This window comes from Rhodococcus sp. BP-261 (genome assembly GCF_019835205.1).
In the GTDB taxonomy this organism is placed as follows: Bacteria; Actinomycetota; Actinomycetes; order Mycobacteriales; family Mycobacteriaceae; genus Rhodococcoides; species Rhodococcoides kyotonensis_B.
In genome coordinates this window covers 304,900-321,402 of sequence record NZ_JABUCO010000004.1, presented here as the reverse complement: position 1 = coordinate 321,402, position 16,503 = coordinate 304,900, and the positions used below count along the sequence as shown (strand labels likewise).

Annotated in this window: 16 protein-coding genes and 1 tRNA gene; 5 read left to right on the top strand and 12 right to left on the bottom strand. The window is 65.2% G+C overall.

The features are described 5' to 3' along the window. Positions 1–11: 11 nt before the first annotated feature. Genes HQ354_RS07255 through HQ354_RS07245 form a run of 3 tightly spaced genes read right to left on the bottom strand, consistent with a single transcriptional unit; the run spans position 12 to position 4,278 of the window. On the bottom strand, positions 12–944 hold the full coding sequence (locus tag HQ354_RS07255; RefSeq protein WP_222634350.1) for an NAD(P)-dependent oxidoreductase: 933 nt from the start codon (positions 942–944) through the stop codon (positions 12–14). Continuing rightward, entirely contained in the window at positions 941–1,972 is a 1,032-nt protein-coding gene (locus HQ354_RS07250) for a glycosyltransferase (RefSeq protein ID WP_207890836.1), read from the bottom strand. Before HQ354_RS07250 ends, HQ354_RS07255 begins: the two co-directional genes overlap by 4 nt. A gap of 14 nt (positions 1,973–1,986) precedes the next feature. After that, positions 1,987–4,278, bottom strand: a complete 2,292-nt coding sequence (locus HQ354_RS07245; protein ID WP_222634351.1) for a hypothetical protein — start codon at positions 4,276–4,278, stop codon at positions 1,987–1,989. Positions 4,279–4,463: 185 nt separating this feature from the next. Between HQ354_RS07245 and HQ354_RS07240 the strand changes: the two genes are divergently transcribed. Next, a complete protein-coding gene (locus HQ354_RS07240) occupies positions 4,464–6,335 on the top strand; it encodes a glycosyltransferase (protein ID WP_222634352.1) in 1,872 nt (623 codons plus the stop codon). 38 nt (positions 6,336–6,373) lie between these two features. On the opposite strand, the gene HQ354_RS07235 is transcribed toward HQ354_RS07240, so the two are convergent. From HQ354_RS07235 to HQ354_RS07215, 5 genes are all read right to left on the bottom strand, one after another. Beyond that, a complete protein-coding gene (locus HQ354_RS07235) occupies positions 6,374–7,246 on the bottom strand; it encodes a TylF/MycF/NovP-related O-methyltransferase (RefSeq protein WP_068423342.1) in 873 nt (290 codons plus the stop codon). An 84-nt stretch (positions 7,247–7,330) separates the two neighbouring features. Continuing rightward, positions 7,331–8,245, bottom strand: coding sequence for a glycosyltransferase (locus HQ354_RS07230; protein WP_371828790.1), 915 nt, complete (start codon positions 8,243–8,245; stop codon positions 7,331–7,333). Continuing rightward, on the bottom strand, positions 8,238–9,041 hold the full coding sequence (locus HQ354_RS07225) for an ABC transporter ATP-binding protein (protein WP_068423344.1): 804 nt from the start codon (positions 9,039–9,041) through the stop codon (positions 8,238–8,240). Before HQ354_RS07225 ends, HQ354_RS07230 begins: the two co-directional genes overlap by 8 nt. A gap of 9 nt (positions 9,042–9,050) precedes the next feature. Further along, entirely contained in the window at positions 9,051–9,926 is an 876-nt protein-coding gene (locus tag HQ354_RS07220; protein ID WP_068423346.1) for an ABC transporter permease, read from the bottom strand. Between the two features lie 50 nt (positions 9,927–9,976). Next, positions 9,977–10,561, bottom strand: a complete 585-nt coding sequence (locus tag HQ354_RS07215; RefSeq protein WP_068423348.1) for a bacterial proteasome activator family protein — start codon at positions 10,559–10,561, stop codon at positions 9,977–9,979. Between the two features lie 168 nt (positions 10,562–10,729). Here HQ354_RS07215 and HQ354_RS07210 point away from each other — a divergent pair, with 168 nt between their 5' ends. Further along, positions 10,730–11,932, top strand: a complete 1,203-nt coding sequence (locus HQ354_RS07210) for a cysteine desulfurase-like protein (RefSeq protein ID WP_222634353.1) — start codon at positions 10,730–10,732, stop codon at positions 11,930–11,932. Positions 11,933–11,987: 55 nt separating this feature from the next. On the opposite strand, the gene HQ354_RS07205 is transcribed toward HQ354_RS07210, so the two are convergent. Beyond that, entirely contained in the window at positions 11,988–12,959 is a 972-nt protein-coding gene (locus HQ354_RS07205; protein WP_068423351.1) for an NAD(P)H-quinone oxidoreductase, read from the bottom strand. A gap of 83 nt (positions 12,960–13,042) precedes the next feature. After that, positions 13,043–14,077, bottom strand: coding sequence for an L-glyceraldehyde 3-phosphate reductase (gene mgrA / locus HQ354_RS07200; RefSeq protein ID WP_222634354.1), 1,035 nt, complete (start codon positions 14,075–14,077; stop codon positions 13,043–13,045). Positions 14,078–14,161: 84 nt separating this feature from the next. On the opposite strand from mgrA, the gene HQ354_RS07195 reads away from it, so the two are divergent. Both HQ354_RS07195 and HQ354_RS07190 read left to right on the top strand, forming a co-directional pair. Continuing rightward, positions 14,162–14,659, top strand: a complete 498-nt coding sequence (locus tag HQ354_RS07195; RefSeq protein ID WP_371828791.1) for a MarR family winged helix-turn-helix transcriptional regulator — start codon at positions 14,162–14,164, stop codon at positions 14,657–14,659. Positions 14,660–14,711: 52 nt separating this feature from the next. Further along, positions 14,712–14,798, top strand: a tRNA-Ser gene (locus tag HQ354_RS07190). Positions 14,799–14,819: 21 nt separating this feature from the next. On the opposite strand, the gene HQ354_RS07185 is transcribed toward HQ354_RS07190, so the two are convergent. Next, a complete protein-coding gene (locus HQ354_RS07185) occupies positions 14,820–15,746 on the bottom strand; it encodes a pseudouridine synthase (RefSeq protein WP_308115137.1) in 927 nt (308 codons plus the stop codon). A 75-nt stretch (positions 15,747–15,821) separates the two neighbouring features. Next, on the bottom strand, positions 15,822–16,154 hold the full coding sequence (locus HQ354_RS07180; RefSeq protein WP_222634355.1) for an excalibur calcium-binding domain-containing protein: 333 nt from the start codon (positions 16,152–16,154) through the stop codon (positions 15,822–15,824). Positions 16,155–16,278: 124 nt separating this feature from the next. Here HQ354_RS07180 and HQ354_RS07175 point away from each other — a divergent pair, with 124 nt between their 5' ends. Continuing rightward, positions 16,279–16,482 (top strand): DUF3072 domain-containing protein, encoded by a 204-nt coding sequence (locus HQ354_RS07175; protein WP_068423357.1) that lies wholly within the window; start codon positions 16,279–16,281, stop codon positions 16,480–16,482. The last annotated feature ends 21 nt before the right edge of the window (positions 16,483–16,503 follow it).

Here is a 16,503-nt window from a genome sequence, read left to right as displayed (position 1 = left end):
CGGAGGGGCGCTCACCGGCTGACCCCGAGTGCGCGACGCGTCGCCTCCAGTGTCGACGCGATGCCCGCGGGCAACGTGCGATGGGTCCGTCGGTCGATCTCCGGCCACACCGTCGACCGCAGTCGCAGGTCGCGCCCCTGGAACGCGGCCAGCGGTGATGCGGCGAGGACCACGTTGGGGCGTCGTCGAAACACTGTTCGGCACGCGCCGAGAATGGAACCGATGGTGACGGCGTGACCCGATGCGAAGATCTTGACCGTTGGGGGTTCACGGCGCGACTTCGTCAATGCGAGTGCGTCGGCAACCATTTCGGCCGCGTCGGACACGAACAGGTAATCGCGCAGCGTATCCATCGGGACGTAGATCGACACCGGAGATGCCATCAGATATCCGCGGCACAGATGCGAGATCAGCCCCTGCGGCTTCGCGAGGTTCTGCCCGGGTCCGTACAGGTTGGCGAAGCGGCCCATGACGACATTGACGTCGGTCGTGTCGCCGAATCGCCGTGTGATGTCCTCGGATTCGAGCTTCGCACGGCCGTAGTCGCCCAGCGGCGCGGGCGGGCTGTCCTCGTGGTGTGGCGCACCGGACGCGCCTGCGTACACCCCGCCCGCCGACGAGGCGAGGAACAGTGTGCCCTCGCGAGTCCTGTTGCCGATCGACTGGGTCAACGCGCGAATGAGGTCGTTCTCGGCGTCGAACTCGGCGAGGGTCGTTCCGTTGACTCCTGCGCCCGCGGCCCACACGATATTCCAGGGTCCACCGTCGTCGAAGGATTCGAAGAATGCCGAACATTGTTGTTGCAGAGCTTCTTTCGCCGATTCATGATTCGACCACGGTACGGCCGACGTCTGGACGGCGTGGCCGCGTCGACGAAGCTCCCGCGAGACCGCCGATCCCAGCAGTCCGCCGCTGCCGACGACCCACGTGTATGTCGTTGTCACGCGGGCGAATCGGGGTCGGAGGCGCGTTCGGTGCGGCCGAGCGGCCCGTCTGCGGGGTCCGCCACGATCAGGTACGGCGGCTTGCCCATCGCTGTCTTGACGTTGACGCCGACGTACTCGGCGACGATGCCCAGGGAGAACAGCGTCGCGCCGAAACCGAACAGCAGCACCACCATCGTCGACGCCCACCCGCGGACGACGGTGTTGGCGTCGAACAGTACGTAGGACGCGAGAACGTACGCCACCAGTACGAGACCGAGCAGTGCGAACGCTATTCCGATGAAGCTGACGAGTCGCAGTCCCTTGGTGCCGCTCGAGAGCACCATGCGCCAGAAGTGGGACAGCAGCGTGCGCAGGCGATATCCCGATCGTCGGTCGACTTCCTCGCGCAAGGTGACGGGACTCGTCGTGACCTCGCCGGCGATCCAGCTGAGCGCCACGTCGAGATACGCCTCCGATCCGGCGTAGGCGGCGACGGAGCGACCGACCTCGCCAAGGACCAGACGAAAGCTCTGATAGTCGACGGTGTTGTCCGCGGCGAGCGCTTTGGCGATGACCCACTTCGATCCGCGCGATGCGGCGTTGCGCCACAAACCATGGGGCGCAACGTTCGTCGGCTTGGCGTACACCAACGAGGACTGGCGATCCAGTGCCGTGTCGAGCAATCCACCGATCTCGGCGGGGTCGTGTTGGCCGTCCTCGTCCATCGTGACGATCCATTCACCACCACTCGACGCCATACCCGCCAACGTCGCGGGATGCTGCCCGAAGTTCCGGCTCAGCCAGACGCCGCGAACGACGTCGTGTTTGCGGACGAGTTCGCGGATCACATCGGCGGAACCGTCGGGTCCGTGGTCGAACACGAGCAGCACTTCCTCGACGACCATCGGCCGCCCACCGGGAGTCTGCGTCGGCTGGGTCAGCGGGAGGATCTCGTCGACGAGTGCACGCAGCGTCCGCTCGCCCTGATAGACGGGCACCACGATCGAGATGCGGTGCGGGTCGCGGGATGAATCGGACGGGGGCATCACGGGGTATGAGCCTATCTGCTCGGACTCGTCGTACTGGGTTTCGACGAGGTCGGTTCGTGGATTTCTTCGAGGACCGTCGCCCCACGACGATCCGTGCGTCGTCGCCTCACGTCCAGAACCACCAGTAGACCGAGAACGACGATGCCGCCCGCCATACCGGCGAAGCCGATCCGTTGACCGGGTGGACGGAAGTCGATCTTCAGGTCGGCGTCGGATGTTCCAGGTGGTAGGTCGACGTACAGGAAGATGTCGCCGATGCCTTTCGTCTGCAGTGGTTCACCGTTCAGCGTCGCCGTATAGCCGGGCCAGGCGAGTCGCGCGAACACGACGCTGCCACCGTTCGGGGAGGTGACGCGAACCTCTTCGGAATCCGCGGCCGACGAGACCGACGTCGCGGTGACGCCGACGGTCGCCGAGATGCGGCCCTGGTCGCTCGGAAGCGGTCCCGCGATGCGCTCCAACACGTACGTCTGGCGAGCCGAGTCGGCGGTGGGCGGCGTGACCCACTTCCACCCAGGCGGCGCGGGCTGGTCGTCGATCAGCGGGTACTGGTTCTTCTGCAGTACGACGCGGTCGAGCCGCATCAGATCGGCATAGGTCTTGCCGGTGTAGGCGTCGACCTGGAAAAGGCGCCGATAGGCGTCCGGGCAGGTGGATCCTTCGTGCTCGAAGCAGAGCAGGTTGGCGAAGTCGAGATAGCCGACGGGTGTGTAGGCGTTGACGTAGTCCAGGTCCAGCACCTTGGCCGAATTGCCGTACACCTGTGAATGCCACGGCAGCCGAGGGTCGTCGGGTTCCGAGGCGCTGGTCTCGGTCAACTCACGATTGCCGAGCTGCAGCGTCGACCCCTCCCACTTCGGAAACTCCGATCGCGCCTCCGACTGGGACGCGGGCAGCCACCACTTGTCGAACGGCGGGTCGTAGCTCGCGACCTGGTACATCGCGACGGGCGCGATCGTGACCAGCAACAACGCGGCCGTCGCCCTGGACCCATACCGCCGAGCCAGGAAAAGCGCGAGCCCGCCGACGACAGCGATGAGCATCCCGGACACGAGGTGACGGCCGAACAGCTCCGGCCCCGACGAGCCGGCGCGCAGCACCAGAATCAGGACCAGCAACGACGCCGCCAGAATTCTGGGTCGCAGCCGCGTCAGCGTGCCGTAGCGGCTGAGGATCGTCGTCACGAGTATCAATGCCAGGATGGCGACGAACGGGAGGATTCGCGCCGGCCAGCGGATCGGGCCGATGTCGCTGGGGCCGGCGGTGAAGACCAGCACGAACACGAGCAGGATCAGTGGGGCCGTGAATTCGCGCAGAGCGGCGGGAACGCGTTGCCACGCGACGAACGCCAGCGCCGGAACGAGGAACCACGCGATGTACGTGACGGGAGACGCTGTCGTCTCACCAGTCCAGGACTCGATGCTCGTCACCGACGACGGGATGCTCGCGGTCAGCGTCTCCGACCAGGGTGCCGTCAGAAAATTGTCGTTGAAGGCGCCTTCGACGCCGCTGCGCCAGGTGACGGCAGACGTCAGCACTCCGGGCAGGAAGGTGATCGCGCCGCACGCCGCGGCCGCGATTCCGACCGTCGCCACTCGTGCGGCCGGCTGCCAGCGACGCTGGAACACCCACTCGCCGATCGCCAGCGAGCCGATCATCACGCCTGCCATGACCGCGGCGTGCACGTAACCGACGCTGATCGCGAGGTAGAGGAAGACGAACGGCAGGATCGGGCCGGAGCGGCCGCGTGCGTAGGAAATGGAACTTGCCCAGGCCTGCATGATCCAGGCGGTGCCCATCAACGCGGTGATCCACGAGGTGTTCTCGAAGAACAGCGTGAATCCGACGAACGGCGCGCTCGCACCCGCGACGGCCGCCCACGCGGGACGCGCCCCGTACGCGAGTCCGACGCGGTACACGCCCCAGGCCAGAACGATCGAAAATCCGAGCTTCACCGACGTCGCCAGCACGACGAGGTTGTCGACGGACGGCGAGATGTAGTTGATCGCCATCTGTACCGGGTTCCACAACCCGCCCTGGCCTTCGACGGGATAGTTGCCTGCCATCCACTGATCGAGAACCAGCGACGGGAAGTGGCCGTCGCGCAGTATCCGACCCAGTTGCAGCCAGTTGGGGACGGCACCCGATTCGGTGTCGTCGATGTAGAAGAACCGCGGATCGACGGCGAGGATCAGCAGATAACCCAGTACGACGACGGCCGCGACCGCGGCACCCCAGGCCAGGCGTTCGGTTCTGCTTCCGAGCCCAGGATCGTGTCCGTGCTGCATCGTGCTGGTCGTCACTGTTCGCTCCGTATGTGATCAAGGGCTGTACGACTGTATCGTCCGTGCACCTCGTCAGCCGAAAGACCAGGCCGTACCGTGCGTCGGGACGGTCTTCCACAGGACTGTGCGACCATGGTCTCCGGCGAGGTTGCCTGGCAGGACGGCTTTGCAAGAAAATCGACGAAGATGGGGTTTCTCGAGGTATGGACGGCACTGCTCTGAATCGTCTCGGTGCACCATTCGGTGGGTCCGCGGCAAGCGCGGTAGGACTCACGGCGCAGCGAACGCTGTTCGACGGCCCGTCCCCGCTGGTCAGCGCCGATATGTATGCCACCGTGGCGAAGGGCAACGCCGAACGTTCGCGGTACGTCGCGAAGCTCGCCAAGCGCACCGTCGTCGAGACCAACAGCTACTTCGGACGCTTCCCGGCCAGTTACTGGCAGCGATGGACCGAGGTGACCGAGGCGCGGTTCGTCGCGACCGTCACCGGTTCGGGCCGCGTCGACGTCGTCGCCACCGACTACAAGGGCAAGAAGCGCACCGTGGCGAGCACGACGGTCGACACCGACGGCCAGCCCAGCCGCCTCGTTCTGACGGCCAAGGTCAAACAGTTCCTCGACGGCGGCGCGCTGTTCGTCCGCTTCACGACGACGTCCGGCGAGCTGTCGGTCGAGGATGCCGAGTGGACCGTCGACGCACCCGAGAAGATGCGTCCGACATCCGTCGTCATCTGCACGTTCAACCGCGCCGACGACTGCGCCAACACCGTCGCCGCCATGGCCGACGATCCCATCGCGCTGCACGGTGTCGACAATGTCTACGTCGTCGACCAGGGCACCGACCAGGTGCAGACGCGTCCGCTGTTCCAGCGCGTGCAGGCCGAGCTCGGCGACAAGCTCGTCTACATCACCCAGCCCAACCTCGGCGGTGCAGGCGGATTCACGCGCGGCTTGTACGAGGTGCAGGGCACGGGCGGCGATCCGGCCAACGTCGTGTTCATGGACGACGACGTGCTGTGCGAGCCCGAGGCCATCGTCCGGATGAACTCGTTCGCCAACAAGACCGTCGAACCGGCGATCGTGGGCGCGCAGATGCTCTACCTGCTGCACCCCGACCGCGTCCACGTCGGCGCCGAGGTCGCGAATCTGCAGCGGCTCGAGGCCGGCCTGCACGTCAAGAATGCGATCGCCGACAAGAGTGCGCTGAAGAAGAAGCAGGACATGCGCGTCGACGCCGGTTACAACGGCTGGTGGTCGTGCCTCATCCCGTCGGAGATCGTGTCGCAGATCGGCTACCCGCTGCCGCTGTTCTTCCAGTGGGACGACATCGAATACGGATACCGTGCTCGCGCAAACGGATTCGCGACGGTGACGCTTCCCGGCGCGGCTGTCTGGCACGCGGATTTCGCGTGGAAGGACTGGGACGAGTGGCACCGCTACTTCAACCTGCGCAACGGCATGATCACCGCGGCCCTGCACGGCGGACTCGACGGTAGGCAGCTCGCGCGTCAGCTCGGCACCGACCTGTTCCGCTACCTCGTGTCGATGCAGTACGGCATGGCGTTCACGCTGATCAAGGCGGTCGAGGACTTCCTCGTCGGTCCGAGCAAGCTTGCCGACGGCGGTATGGACGCGGCGGCCGCGATCCGACGCGAGCGCTCGGCGTACGACGAGACGAAGCGTTACGACGCCAACGCCGTCCCCGGAGTCCGCCCGGCCGACATGTTCATCACGCCTGCCGGTCCGCACCCGAAGAAGAGCCTCGAGTGGGCCGTGTTGGCCAAGCGCGTGCTGAACCAGTGGCGTGGCCGGGTCGTGCCCGGCCCGGTGGCGATCAGCGCCGATGACGCCCATTGGTGGCACGTGTCGCTGTTCGCGCATGCCGTCGTGACCGACCGTTCGCAGGAAGGCGTGCGAGTGCGCAAGCGCGACAAGGCTGCTGCGATCGACCTGGCCAAGCGTGGCGTGACGGCGTTGCGCCGGCTACGGACCGAGACGGACAACGTCTCGGAGACCTACCGAGTGTCGATGTCGGACCTGACGAGCCGGGACAACTGGACGCGCCTGTACAGCTGAGGCGGCTGCTCCGCACGTGCGCGCGAATGTACAGCCCGCTATACATTTCTGCTCACATGCGCCGAAGGCGCCTTCCTGATCCGAACCACCACCTGCTCGTTGTCCGCGGTGTAGCCCAGGTAGTCGAACTCGGTACCCGTACGGCCCACGAACTCCGTCCACGCGCGGTACTCGTGGTTCCGCCAGCCGGGGAAGTTGAAGTACTCGTCGAACACGATGACGGTGCCGACGGCCAAGCGATCCGCCACCAGATCGAGCACGGTGACCGTCGACGAGTACAGATCCGCGTCGAGGTGCAGGAACGCCAGATCCTCGGTGTGCGACTTCAGAAACCCGGGCAGAGACTCCTCGAACAGACCGGGCACGATCTCGGCACCCGGAACCGTCGGCTCGCCTTCCTGCTCGAACAGTCCCTTCGGGAAACCGGTACGCCACGTCTCGGGTAGGCCGGAGAACACGTCGAACCCGGCGACGATCGAAACATCCGTGTTCGACGCCAATTCCTCCGCGATGATCTCGAGCGTCGTCCCGCTGGCGACGCCGAACTCCAACGCCATGCCCTTCACGGTCACCTCGCCGAGTGCAAAGCGGAGCGTCGCGTGCGGCCGGAGGAACGTCGGCGCCTTCGGCATCATCTCCTCGGCGAACTCGGCGCTCTGCGCGGCCGCTTCGACGTCGGAGGCATACGGAATGTCCCGACGCATCCGCATCTCGAGGCCGCGGATGAAGGCGTGCAGATCGTCGATCTCGCGGCGTTGACGTTCGAGGATGTCGAGAAGCTTCGCCTGTTGATCGTTCGTCTGTTCGGCCAGCTGCGCGGTCTGCTTGTCGAGAACTTCACCCAGCGCGCGTTGGAGTTTCTCGCGCGCGGACTGTCGAATGCGATCGGTCAGCTTCCGCGGTTCCGTCATGCGCACACGGTAGCCGAGAACGGCGCCTTCGGCGCTCGTGAGTAGAAATGTAGCGAGGGGTATACATTCGCACGCACATGCGCGTCAGCGCCTGAAATACTCCCGACGCCCCAGACGCCGCAGACGCAACCACTCCACCAACCCCTTCGGATTGTGAGTCGTCACGAGGAAGAACCAGCCGAACCGAATCCATTCCTGCGGCAGCAGTTTCCGCATTCCGGGCTGCGACATGAGGTAACCGCGGTTGCGGTAGGTGAAGTACCGCTTGGTCTCGTCGTCGGGATACTGCGTGTGCATCCGCCCGCCGAGGATCGGCTTGAACTCGTCGGCGCCGTTCGGGTGCACGTAGGCCGTCGTCAGGCAGGTGCCGAACTTCAGGCCCGACCGTTGCAGCCGACGATGAATCTCCACCTCGTCGCCGCGCACGAACAATCGAAGGTCCGGCACGCCGACGGCGTCGATCGTCGACGCCTTGAACAGAGCGCCGTTGAACAACGACGCGATTCCTTCGAGCAGATCGTCGTCGGGATCGCGCGGGTCGATCAACTCGGACCGCAGCCGACGCCACTCGACACCTCGCCGCAGCGGGAACGCCAGACGGTCGGGATCGTCGATGTCGCAGACGACGGGAGAGACCTCGTCGAGGCCGTGCTTCGACGCACAGTCGTACAGCGTCTCCAGAACGTGCGGGCCCTCGGGACGGCCGTCGTCGTCGGCGAGGAAAACCCAATCCGCGCCGAGTGACAGCGCGTAGAGGATTCCAAGTGCGAATCCACCGGCTCCACCCAGATTGTGATGGGACCCAAGGTAGGTCGTCGGGATCGACGCCGACTCGACGAGCTCGCGCACCGCATCCTCGTGCGCGTTGTCCACGACGACGAGGTGGTCCAGTGGGCGTGTCTGCTTGGTGATGACGTCGAGCGACAGAGCCAGGAGCTCCCGACGCTTGTGCGTCACGATCACGCCGACGATCTTGTCCGGCGCCACGACGTCAGGCACTTTTGTCGTCCCGTTCGAGCTCTTTCAAGATCGTCGCGACGTGGTCACCGGCGTCGTCGCCCTCGTACGCCCGGACGACTTCTTCGATGCCGCCTTCCTGACGGACCTGGCCGTGGTCGATCCACATCGCGCGGTCGCACAGCTGGGCGAGGAATTCGTTCGAGTGGCTCGCGAAGACGAGGATGCCGGAACGCTTGACCAGCTCCTGCAGGCGGATGCGCGCCTTCTTCATGAATTCGGCGTCGACGGCTCCGATGCCCTCGTCGAGCAGCAGGATCTCCGGATCGATACTGGTGACGACGCCCATCGCGACGCGCACGCGCATACCCGTCGAATAGGTTCTGAGCGGCATGTCGAGGTAGTCGCCGAGCTCGGTGAAGTCGGCGATCTCGTCCATCTTCGCGAGCATCTGCTTGCGCGTCTGCCCGAGGAACAGCCCGCGAATGATGATGTTCTCGTAACCGGAGATCTCGGGATCCATGCCGACGCCGAGGTCGAAGACGGGGGCGACGCGGCCCTTGACCGACGCCGAGCCGCGCGTCGGCTCGTAGATGCCGGACAGCAGTCGCAGCAGCGTCGACTTGCCTGCTCCGTTGTGCCCGACGAGGCCGACGCGGTCGCCTTCCTTCAGATTCATCGTGATGTCCCGAAGGGCTTCGACGACGACGACGTCGGAGCTGTTGCGGTCGATTGCTCCACCGGCCTTGCCGAGGAACGCCTTCTTCAGCGACCTGGTCTTGGCGTCGAAGATCGGGAAGTCGACGCAGGCTTCGTGCGTCGTGATGCTCACTGACATGAAAGTCCCCTAAACCCAGTAGGGCACGCGGGCCCGGTACTTCTTGAGAGCGACGATCGTCAGCAACCAGCCGACGGCCGTGCAGCCGAGCACGATGTACCAGTGGTACGCCTCCTGCGGCTCCCCGATCATCGGGGCGCGAAGGATGTCCAGGTAGTGGAACAGCGGGTTGATCTCGACGAGGCGGGCACGCTCGGCCGCCTGCCCGCCCTGGTTCAGCAGACCCTGCGTCGTCCAGACGATCGGCGTCATGAAGAACAGCAGCGTGACCATCGACGCGAGGATCGGTGCGATGTCGCGGTAGCGCGTCGCGATGATGCCGAACAGCAGCGCGACCCACACCGCGTTGAGCGCGAGCAGCGCGAACGCCGGGAACGCCGACAGGTCGGTCCAGTGGAACGTGGGCCGGAAGATCGCGATGATGATGACGTAGACGATCAGGTTGTGCGCGAACAGCAGCACCTGACGCCACACCAGCCGGTACACATGGACCGACAGCGCCGACGGCAGCTGCTTGATCAGGCCTTCGTTGGCCACGAAGACGTCGCCACCTTCGAGGATGGCGGCGCTGATGAAGTTCCAGATGATGAGGCCGACGGCGACGTGCGGCAGGAACGTCTTCAGGTCCATGTCCAGCAGCACCGAGTACAGCAGTCCCATTGCCGTGGCCTGGACGGCGGTGGCGATGGTGATCCAGAACGGACCGATGACCGACCGACGGTAGCGCTGTTTGATGTCCTGCCATCCGAGGTGCAGCCACAGCTCGCGCTGACGGAACCCTGTCTTCAGGTCGCCGAACGCGCGTTTGAGGGTCTGCGAGTCCGAAACGGGAACGGGCACGCGCTCTCCTGCTTCGTTCTCGGGGTTCTTCGCTGGGGCTGACACGACGGTCGACCTTACCCGCCCAGCGAACCACGGGTCATTCCGCTGGTCGGCTACAGGTACTGGCCGGTACCGCCGCCACTAGGACCGCCTGCACCGGGGTTGATGCTCACCCCCGGCGGCAGTGCGCCCTGCCGCATCTGTTCGAGCTGAGCGCGCGCTGCCATCTGCTGCGCGAACAGTGCCGTCTGGATTCCGTGGAACAGTCCTTCGAGCCAGCCGACGAGCTGGGCCTGCGCGATCCTGAGTTCCGCATCCGACGGAATGGCGTCCTCGCCGAAGGGGAGTGCCAGACGCTCGAGCTCGTCGCGCAGATCGGGAGCCAGGCCCTGTTCGAGCTCGCGGATCGACGACTGGTGGATCTCCTTCAGCCGAGCCCGGCTGGCGTCGTCGAGAGGAGCTGCGCGGACCTCTTCGAGCAGCTGCTTGATCATCGTGCCGATGCGCATGACCTTCGCCGGCTGCTCGACCATCTCGGAGAGCGGTTGTTCGTCGTTCGACGGCGCTTCGGTTCCCGCCGCCCTGGCGGCGGCAGCGGTTGCCTCCTCGCGGCTCAATGCGAGAGGCTGTCCGTTCGGGCCGATCACGACGACGTGGTCGCCGTTGTCGGAATTCGGGAACGAGTCCGATTGCGTCATACAGCCATCCTTACGCGTCACGAGGGATTGCGCGACGAGCGGGGCCGATTATCCTGTTCAGGGGCTCAGGACATGGAGGGAAGACAAGCGTGCTCGAAGGAAATGCCGTCCTGTCGAACGAGGGGCGTGGCACACGCGCCCGCGTTGTCAACGCCTAGAGTGTCCGGCATGGGGTACGACGTCGCACGAGTCAGGGGATCGATTCCCTCGTTGGGCGACGGTTGGATCCACCTCGATCCGCAGAACGGTATGCAGATACCCGACCGTGTGTCGACGGCAGTGTCCACGGCGTTTCGCGGAAGCGCGCCGACTCACACCTCCGGCCACATGTCGTCGAGGCGCAGCGCGGGACTTCTCGACGCCGCCCGAGCTGCCATCGCGGACCTCGTCGGCGCCGACCCGGCCGGCGTCGTGTTGGGTCCGGACCGCGCGACGATGCTCGCCTGGCTCGCCGAATCGCTGTCGTCTCGGCTCGGGCTGGGGACCGGTCTGGTGTTGTCTCGGCTCGACGAGGAAGCGAACGTCGCGCCGTGGTTACGCATCGCCAATCGTTACGGCGCACAGGTCCGCTGGGCCGAGGTCGAGATCGACACGTGTGAACTCCCGAGCTGGCAGTTCGAGGAACTGATCACCTCCACCACCCGTCTCGTCGCGATGACGGCCGCGTCGCCGATCGTCGGATCCGCGCCCGACGTCCGCGTGGCCGCCGACCGTGTCCACGCCGTCGGCGGACTCATCGTCGTCGACGCGGCAGGCGCGGCACCGTACGCGCACGTCGACATCGACGAACTCGCCGCCGACGTCGTCGCGGTCAGTGCAGCTGCGTGGGGCGGGCCCAAGGTCGGCGCCCTCGTGTTCCGTGATCCCGGTCTGCTCGATCGCATTCCGTCGATGTCGCTCAACCCGTTCGCGAAAGGCGCAGAGCGACTGGAGGTTTCGGGTCACCAGTACGCGTTGCTGGCCGGCGTCGTGTCGTCGATCGACTATCTCGCCAACCTCGACGAAGCGGCGACGGGGACGCGTCGGGAACGCCTGCAGCTGTCCATCGGATCGCTGCAGGACTACCACGACCGCCTGTTCGACTACCTGCTTCGCGCGCTCGGCAAGCTCGACCACGTCATGGTTCTCGGCGACGCGCCCAGCCGGATCCCGACGCTCAGCTTCACCGTCGCCGACACCTCCGCCGAGAAGGTCGCCGAGCATCTCGCGCAGAACCGCATCGGAACGGTCAGCGGCATCCACAGTGGGAGTCGCCTGCTCGACGCCCTCGGCGTCAACGACGAAGGCGGTGCCGTCACCATCGGCCTCGCGCCGTACACGACGCGGCACGAGATCGATCAACTCGTAAAAAGCCTGGCTCAGCTTCGCTGAGCGCGAGCCCGTGCGCGAAAATACATAGAGGGCTATGCATTTTCGCGCACATGGGTCAGCTCACCCGCAGAATCACCTTGCCGATGGCATCCGCGTCGAGAAGCCGATGTGCTTCCGCTGCTTCGGTGATCGGCAGTTCGGCATGCACGATCGGTGCGACGCGTCCCTCCTCGATCATCGGCCACAGACGCTCGGTCATGTCGGCGACGATGTCGGCTTTGCTCGACGGCCCGGTCACCGGTCGGCCGCGGAGTCCGGCCGCGTGGATGGTCCCACGCTTGGCGATCAGGGCGCCGAAGTTCAGTTCACCCTTGACACCGCCCTGCATTCCGATCGTGATCAGCTTTCCGTCCTTGGCGAGCGCATTCACGTTGCGCTCCAGGTATTTTGCGCCCATGTTGTCGAGGATGAGGTCGGCGCCATCGGGTAGCTCCTCGACGAAATCCTGGTTCTTGTAGTCGATCAGGATGTCTGCGCCGAGGGACGCGCAGAAGTCGAGTTTCTCCTTCGACCCAGCCGTCACTGCCACCGTCGCGCCCAGGGCTTTGGCGACTTGGATTGCGTGCGTTCCGATTCCGCTTCCACCGCCGTGGATCAGCACCGTGTGGCCGGATCGCATACCGCCGAACTGCACGAGATTCGACCACACCGTCGACGCCACTTCCGGAAGCGCCGCTGCCGCATGCAGATCCAGGCCTGCCGGAATCGGAAAGAGCTGGACCGACGGGACCGCGACTTTCTCGGCGTAGCCGCCGCCTGCCAGCAGAGCGCACACGCGGTCGCCGACTTTCCAGTCGTGTACGCCCTCGCCCAATTCCGATATCACGCCGGAACATTCGAGACCGAGAATTTCGCTCGCGCCGGGGGGAGGCGGGTACTTGCCCTGACGCTGCATCAGGTCGGCGCGGTTGACTGCGGTGGCGGCGACGTCGACGACGACCTGTCCTGGTTCAGGCGTCGGATCGGGGACCTCGGTCCACTGCATGACGTCGGGGGAACCGAACTCTGTCAGTGTTATCGCATGCATGCGTCCACCCTATGCGGCTACGCCACCCGTGCGCGGATAGTTGGCCCAGAGTCCAACTATCCGCGCACGGGCGCCGCAGGCGCCTAAATGTCCCACAAATTGATCCCAAAATCCTTGGCGTGCTGATCGATTCGGCTCAGCTCGTCGTCCGAGAAGTCCAGGTTCTGCAACGCGCCGATGTTGTTCTCCAGCTGCTGCACGCTGGATGCGCCGACCAGCACCGACGTGACGCGTGGATCACGCAATGCCCAGCTCAGCGCCAGCTGCGCCAACGACTGGCCGCGCGACGACGCGATGTCGTTCAACGCGTTCAGTTCCCCGACGTGCTCGTCGGTGAACCAGTCCGGGTTCAACGATTTGCCCTGTGTCGCGCGGGAGCCGTCGGGAATGCCGTACAGGTACTTGTCGGTCAGCATTCCCTGCGCGAGCGGTGAGAACGCGATGGCGCCTGCTCCGACCTGTTCGAGTGTGTCGAGAAGGCCGTCCTCGATCCACCGGTTCACCATCGAGTAGCTGGGTTGGTGGATCAGCAGCGGAACACCGGCCTTCTCGAGCAACGACGCCATCGTCGCGGTGCCTTCCGGCGTGTACGAACTGATGCCGACGTGAAGCGCCTTGCCCTGCTCGACGGCGCTGACCAATGCGCCCGCGGTCTCTTCCAACGGCGTGTCGTGATCGGGCCGGTGGCTGTAGAAGATGTCGACGTAGTCGAGGCCCATGCGCTGCAGTGACTGATCGAGCGACGACAGCAGATACTTCCGCGACCCGCCGAATCCGTACGGACCCGGCCACATGTCCCAGCCCGCCTTGCTGGAGATGCTCAGCTCGTCGCGGTACCCGGCGAAGTCCTCGGAGTGGATGCGGCCGAAGTTCTTCTCCGCACTGCCGTATGGCGGACCGTAGTTGTTGGCGAGGTCGAAGTGCGTGACACCCAGATCGAATGCGCGACGCAGCACGGCTCGTTGCGTGGCGAGTGGAGTGTCGTCGCCGAAGTTGTGCCACAGGCCCAGCGAGATCGCCGGAAGCTTAAGCCCGCTCCTGCCGACGTGTCGATACTGCATCGACTCGTAACGGTCGTCAGCGGCCATGTACGGGGGATCGATGTGTGGTTGGGACATTCCACGACAGTAGGCGTAACCGTCGGATTCGGACATCCCCGTGGCGTGCTACTCATCGGTAGCTTCGTTGCTTAATATGGTCGCGTGACGGCCGAACGATCCTTTGGTCCCGGGGGGGACCCGCAGTGGTTGGATGCTGCGGAAATGAGAGCGTGGCGCGCCTATATCGACGGCGGCCAACGATTGCAGGGGGTACTGAACAAGGATTTGCAGGATGGGCATGACCTGACGATGGCGGAATACCGCATCTTGGTGATGTTGTCCGAATCGGCGGACGGGTCGTTGCGTATGAGCGACCTCGCCGACGGTGTTCTCTCCTCCCGCAGCAGGCTCACCCATCAGATTCGGAGGATGGAGGCCGACGGCATGGTCGGCCGCAGCACGTGCGTCGACGACGGCAGGGGCGTCCTGGCCGTCATCACCACCGAGGGTCGACGACGGCTCGCCGACGCGGCACCGACGCATGTGGCCAGCGTCCGGAGGCATCTGGTGGATCTGCTGACGCCTCATCAACTCGCGGTGTTGGGGGACATCTTCGAGAAGGTCGACGCGGCGATGTCGAGCTCCGGCGCCGAGGGGTGATTGGCTCCCTACTCGCGGAGCGTTTAGTATCTCCCACGTAGTAGCGAGGCCAGGAAGCGTGGCAGAGCGGCCCAATGCACTCGCCTTGAAAGCGAGAGACGTCTAACCGCGTCCGGGGGTTCAAATCCCTCCGCTTCCGCGGGCGAAATCCCCCTTCGATTCAGGAGGGGGATTCGTTCGTTTCGTCCCAAGCCTGCAGAGTGCGGCCGGTCTCGAATCGCCGCGTCGCACCCGAGACCGGATCCACGAACTCGAGTTCCGACGCGAGCAACTGAAGCGGATCGGTGAAGTCGTCGATCGCGCGTCCCGTGGGTTCCGGGTACAGGTCGTCGCCGACGATCGGGGTGCCGAGCGAGTTCATGTGCAGCCGTAGCTGGTGGGTGCGCCCGGTGTGCGGATGCAATTGGTAGCGGCCCAGCCCTTCTCGAACGTCCAGCAGTTCGACGACGGTCTTCGCATTCGGTTCACCGTCGGCCTCGCGAGCGTCGAAAGTGCCCTTCTCCGTGACGATTCGGCTCTCGATTGTCACAGGAAAGTCGTGATTCGACGACGCAGCAACAGCCTCGTACGTCTTACGGACCTTGCGGTCCTGGAACAGCGACTGATACGCCCCACGAGCCTTCGGGTCGGCGACGAACAGCACCAATCCCGCTGTGACGCGGTCCAATCGGTGTGCGGGCACCAAGAACGGCAGCGCGAGGTCTCGACGCAGCCGCACCAACGCGCTTTCCAGCACGTGGCCGCCGCGCGGAATGGTCGAGAGGAAATGCGGCTTGTCGACGACCACGATCGTCTCGTCGCGATGCACGACGGAAATGTCGAACGGCACCGGCGTCTCGTCCGGGAGGTCGCGGTGGAACCACACGGCCTCGCCGGGAATATAGGGAGCGTCGACCGAGAGGGGCCCGAACATGTCGACGATCTCGCCTGCCGCGAACATCTCGTCGAGGCGTGCCCCTGATATCCGACCTTGGCTGTCCGACAAGAATGTGCGGACCGTAGTCCAGTGCCCGTCCTCCGGCATCCGCACTCTAGCCGGGTCCAGCCCATGCCGCTTCGGCAGCGGCGGTTGCTGGCGTCGTCTCACGTAGGCGACGGTATCGAGTCCGCGCTTGTGCAGGCAAAGTGGCTTTTCGGCCTGCACAAGCGCGGGTCCGAGGGGCTACTCGCAGCCGATGCCGTCGTTGTCGCGGTCGAGGTGCGGGCCGTAGCCGTACTCGTCGCGGTAGACGGGAGCCGCGCCGGCGTCACGAGCCTCGGTGCAGTTCTTGTACTGGAATGCGCTCGGGGCGGGTGCCGGCCGAGGTGCGGGCGCAGCCTGAGGCGCGGGCGGCGGCACGAAGGCAGGGGGCGGCGGGCAGAACTGCGCCGATCCCGAGCTGCACAGGAAATCCGTGATCGGATCTGCGGCTGCGACGGCGGGCGTGGTGACCATGGCGGCCGCAAGGACGACGCCACCGAGTCCGGCGCGCACCAGCAGGTTCTTGCTCTTCATTGTCGTGCTCCTGACGAAAAGGGGGTAAGGGTCTGATTTTCGGGCCAGAAGATTGAACAGTCAATCGGATTCATCTCCGCGAATGAACGGGTTTAGGCGGGGCACCGATGGCGTATACGAACATATGAGCGAAAACACCCAGGTCAGTCAGAACCCCGAGAAGGATCCCGACAAGTGGGTCACCGGCGGTGAGCCGGCCACCGGCCCGCAGGAGAGCTACCTCAACACGCTGGCGCAGGAGGCCGACGAGGAAGTGCCCGAGGGCCTGACCAAGGCGGAGGCGTCGGAAATGATCGACAAGCTGCAGGACGAGACCGGCCGCGGCTGACTTCCAAAAATCCACCCGTAG

Bases quoted from the DNA above. Each gene is read 5' to 3' on its own strand.
- HQ354_RS07235 (WP_068423342.1), bottom strand. From the start codon at position 7,246: ATGACGGAACCGCGGAAGCTGACCGATCGCATTCGACAGTCCGCGCGC.
- HQ354_RS07205 (WP_068423351.1), bottom strand. From the start codon at position 12,959: ATGCATGCGATAACACTGACAGAGTTCGGTTCCCCCGACGTCATGCAG.
- HQ354_RS07240 (WP_222634352.1), top strand. From the start codon at position 4,464: ATGGACGGCACTGCTCTGAATCGTCTCGGTGCACCATTCGGTGGGTCC.
- HQ354_RS07180 (WP_222634355.1), bottom strand. From the start codon at position 16,154: ATGAAGAGCAAGAACCTGCTGGTGCGCGCCGGACTCGGTGGCGTCGTC.
- HQ354_RS07250 (WP_207890836.1), bottom strand. From the start codon at position 1,972: ATGCCCCCGTCCGATTCATCCCGCGACCCGCACCGCATCTCGATCGTG.
- HQ354_RS07210 (WP_222634353.1), top strand. From the start codon at position 10,730: ATGGGGTACGACGTCGCACGAGTCAGGGGATCGATTCCCTCGTTGGGC.
- mgrA (WP_222634354.1), bottom strand. From the start codon at position 14,077: ATGTCCCAACCACACATCGATCCCCCGTACATGGCCGCTGACGACCGT.
- HQ354_RS07225 (WP_068423344.1), bottom strand. From the start codon at position 9,041: ATGTCAGTGAGCATCACGACGCACGAAGCCTGCGTCGACTTCCCGATC.
- HQ354_RS07175 (WP_068423357.1), top strand. From the start codon at position 16,279: ATGAGCGAAAACACCCAGGTCAGTCAGAACCCCGAGAAGGATCCCGAC.
- HQ354_RS07215 (WP_068423348.1), bottom strand. From the start codon at position 10,561: ATGACGCAATCGGACTCGTTCCCGAATTCCGACAACGGCGACCACGTC.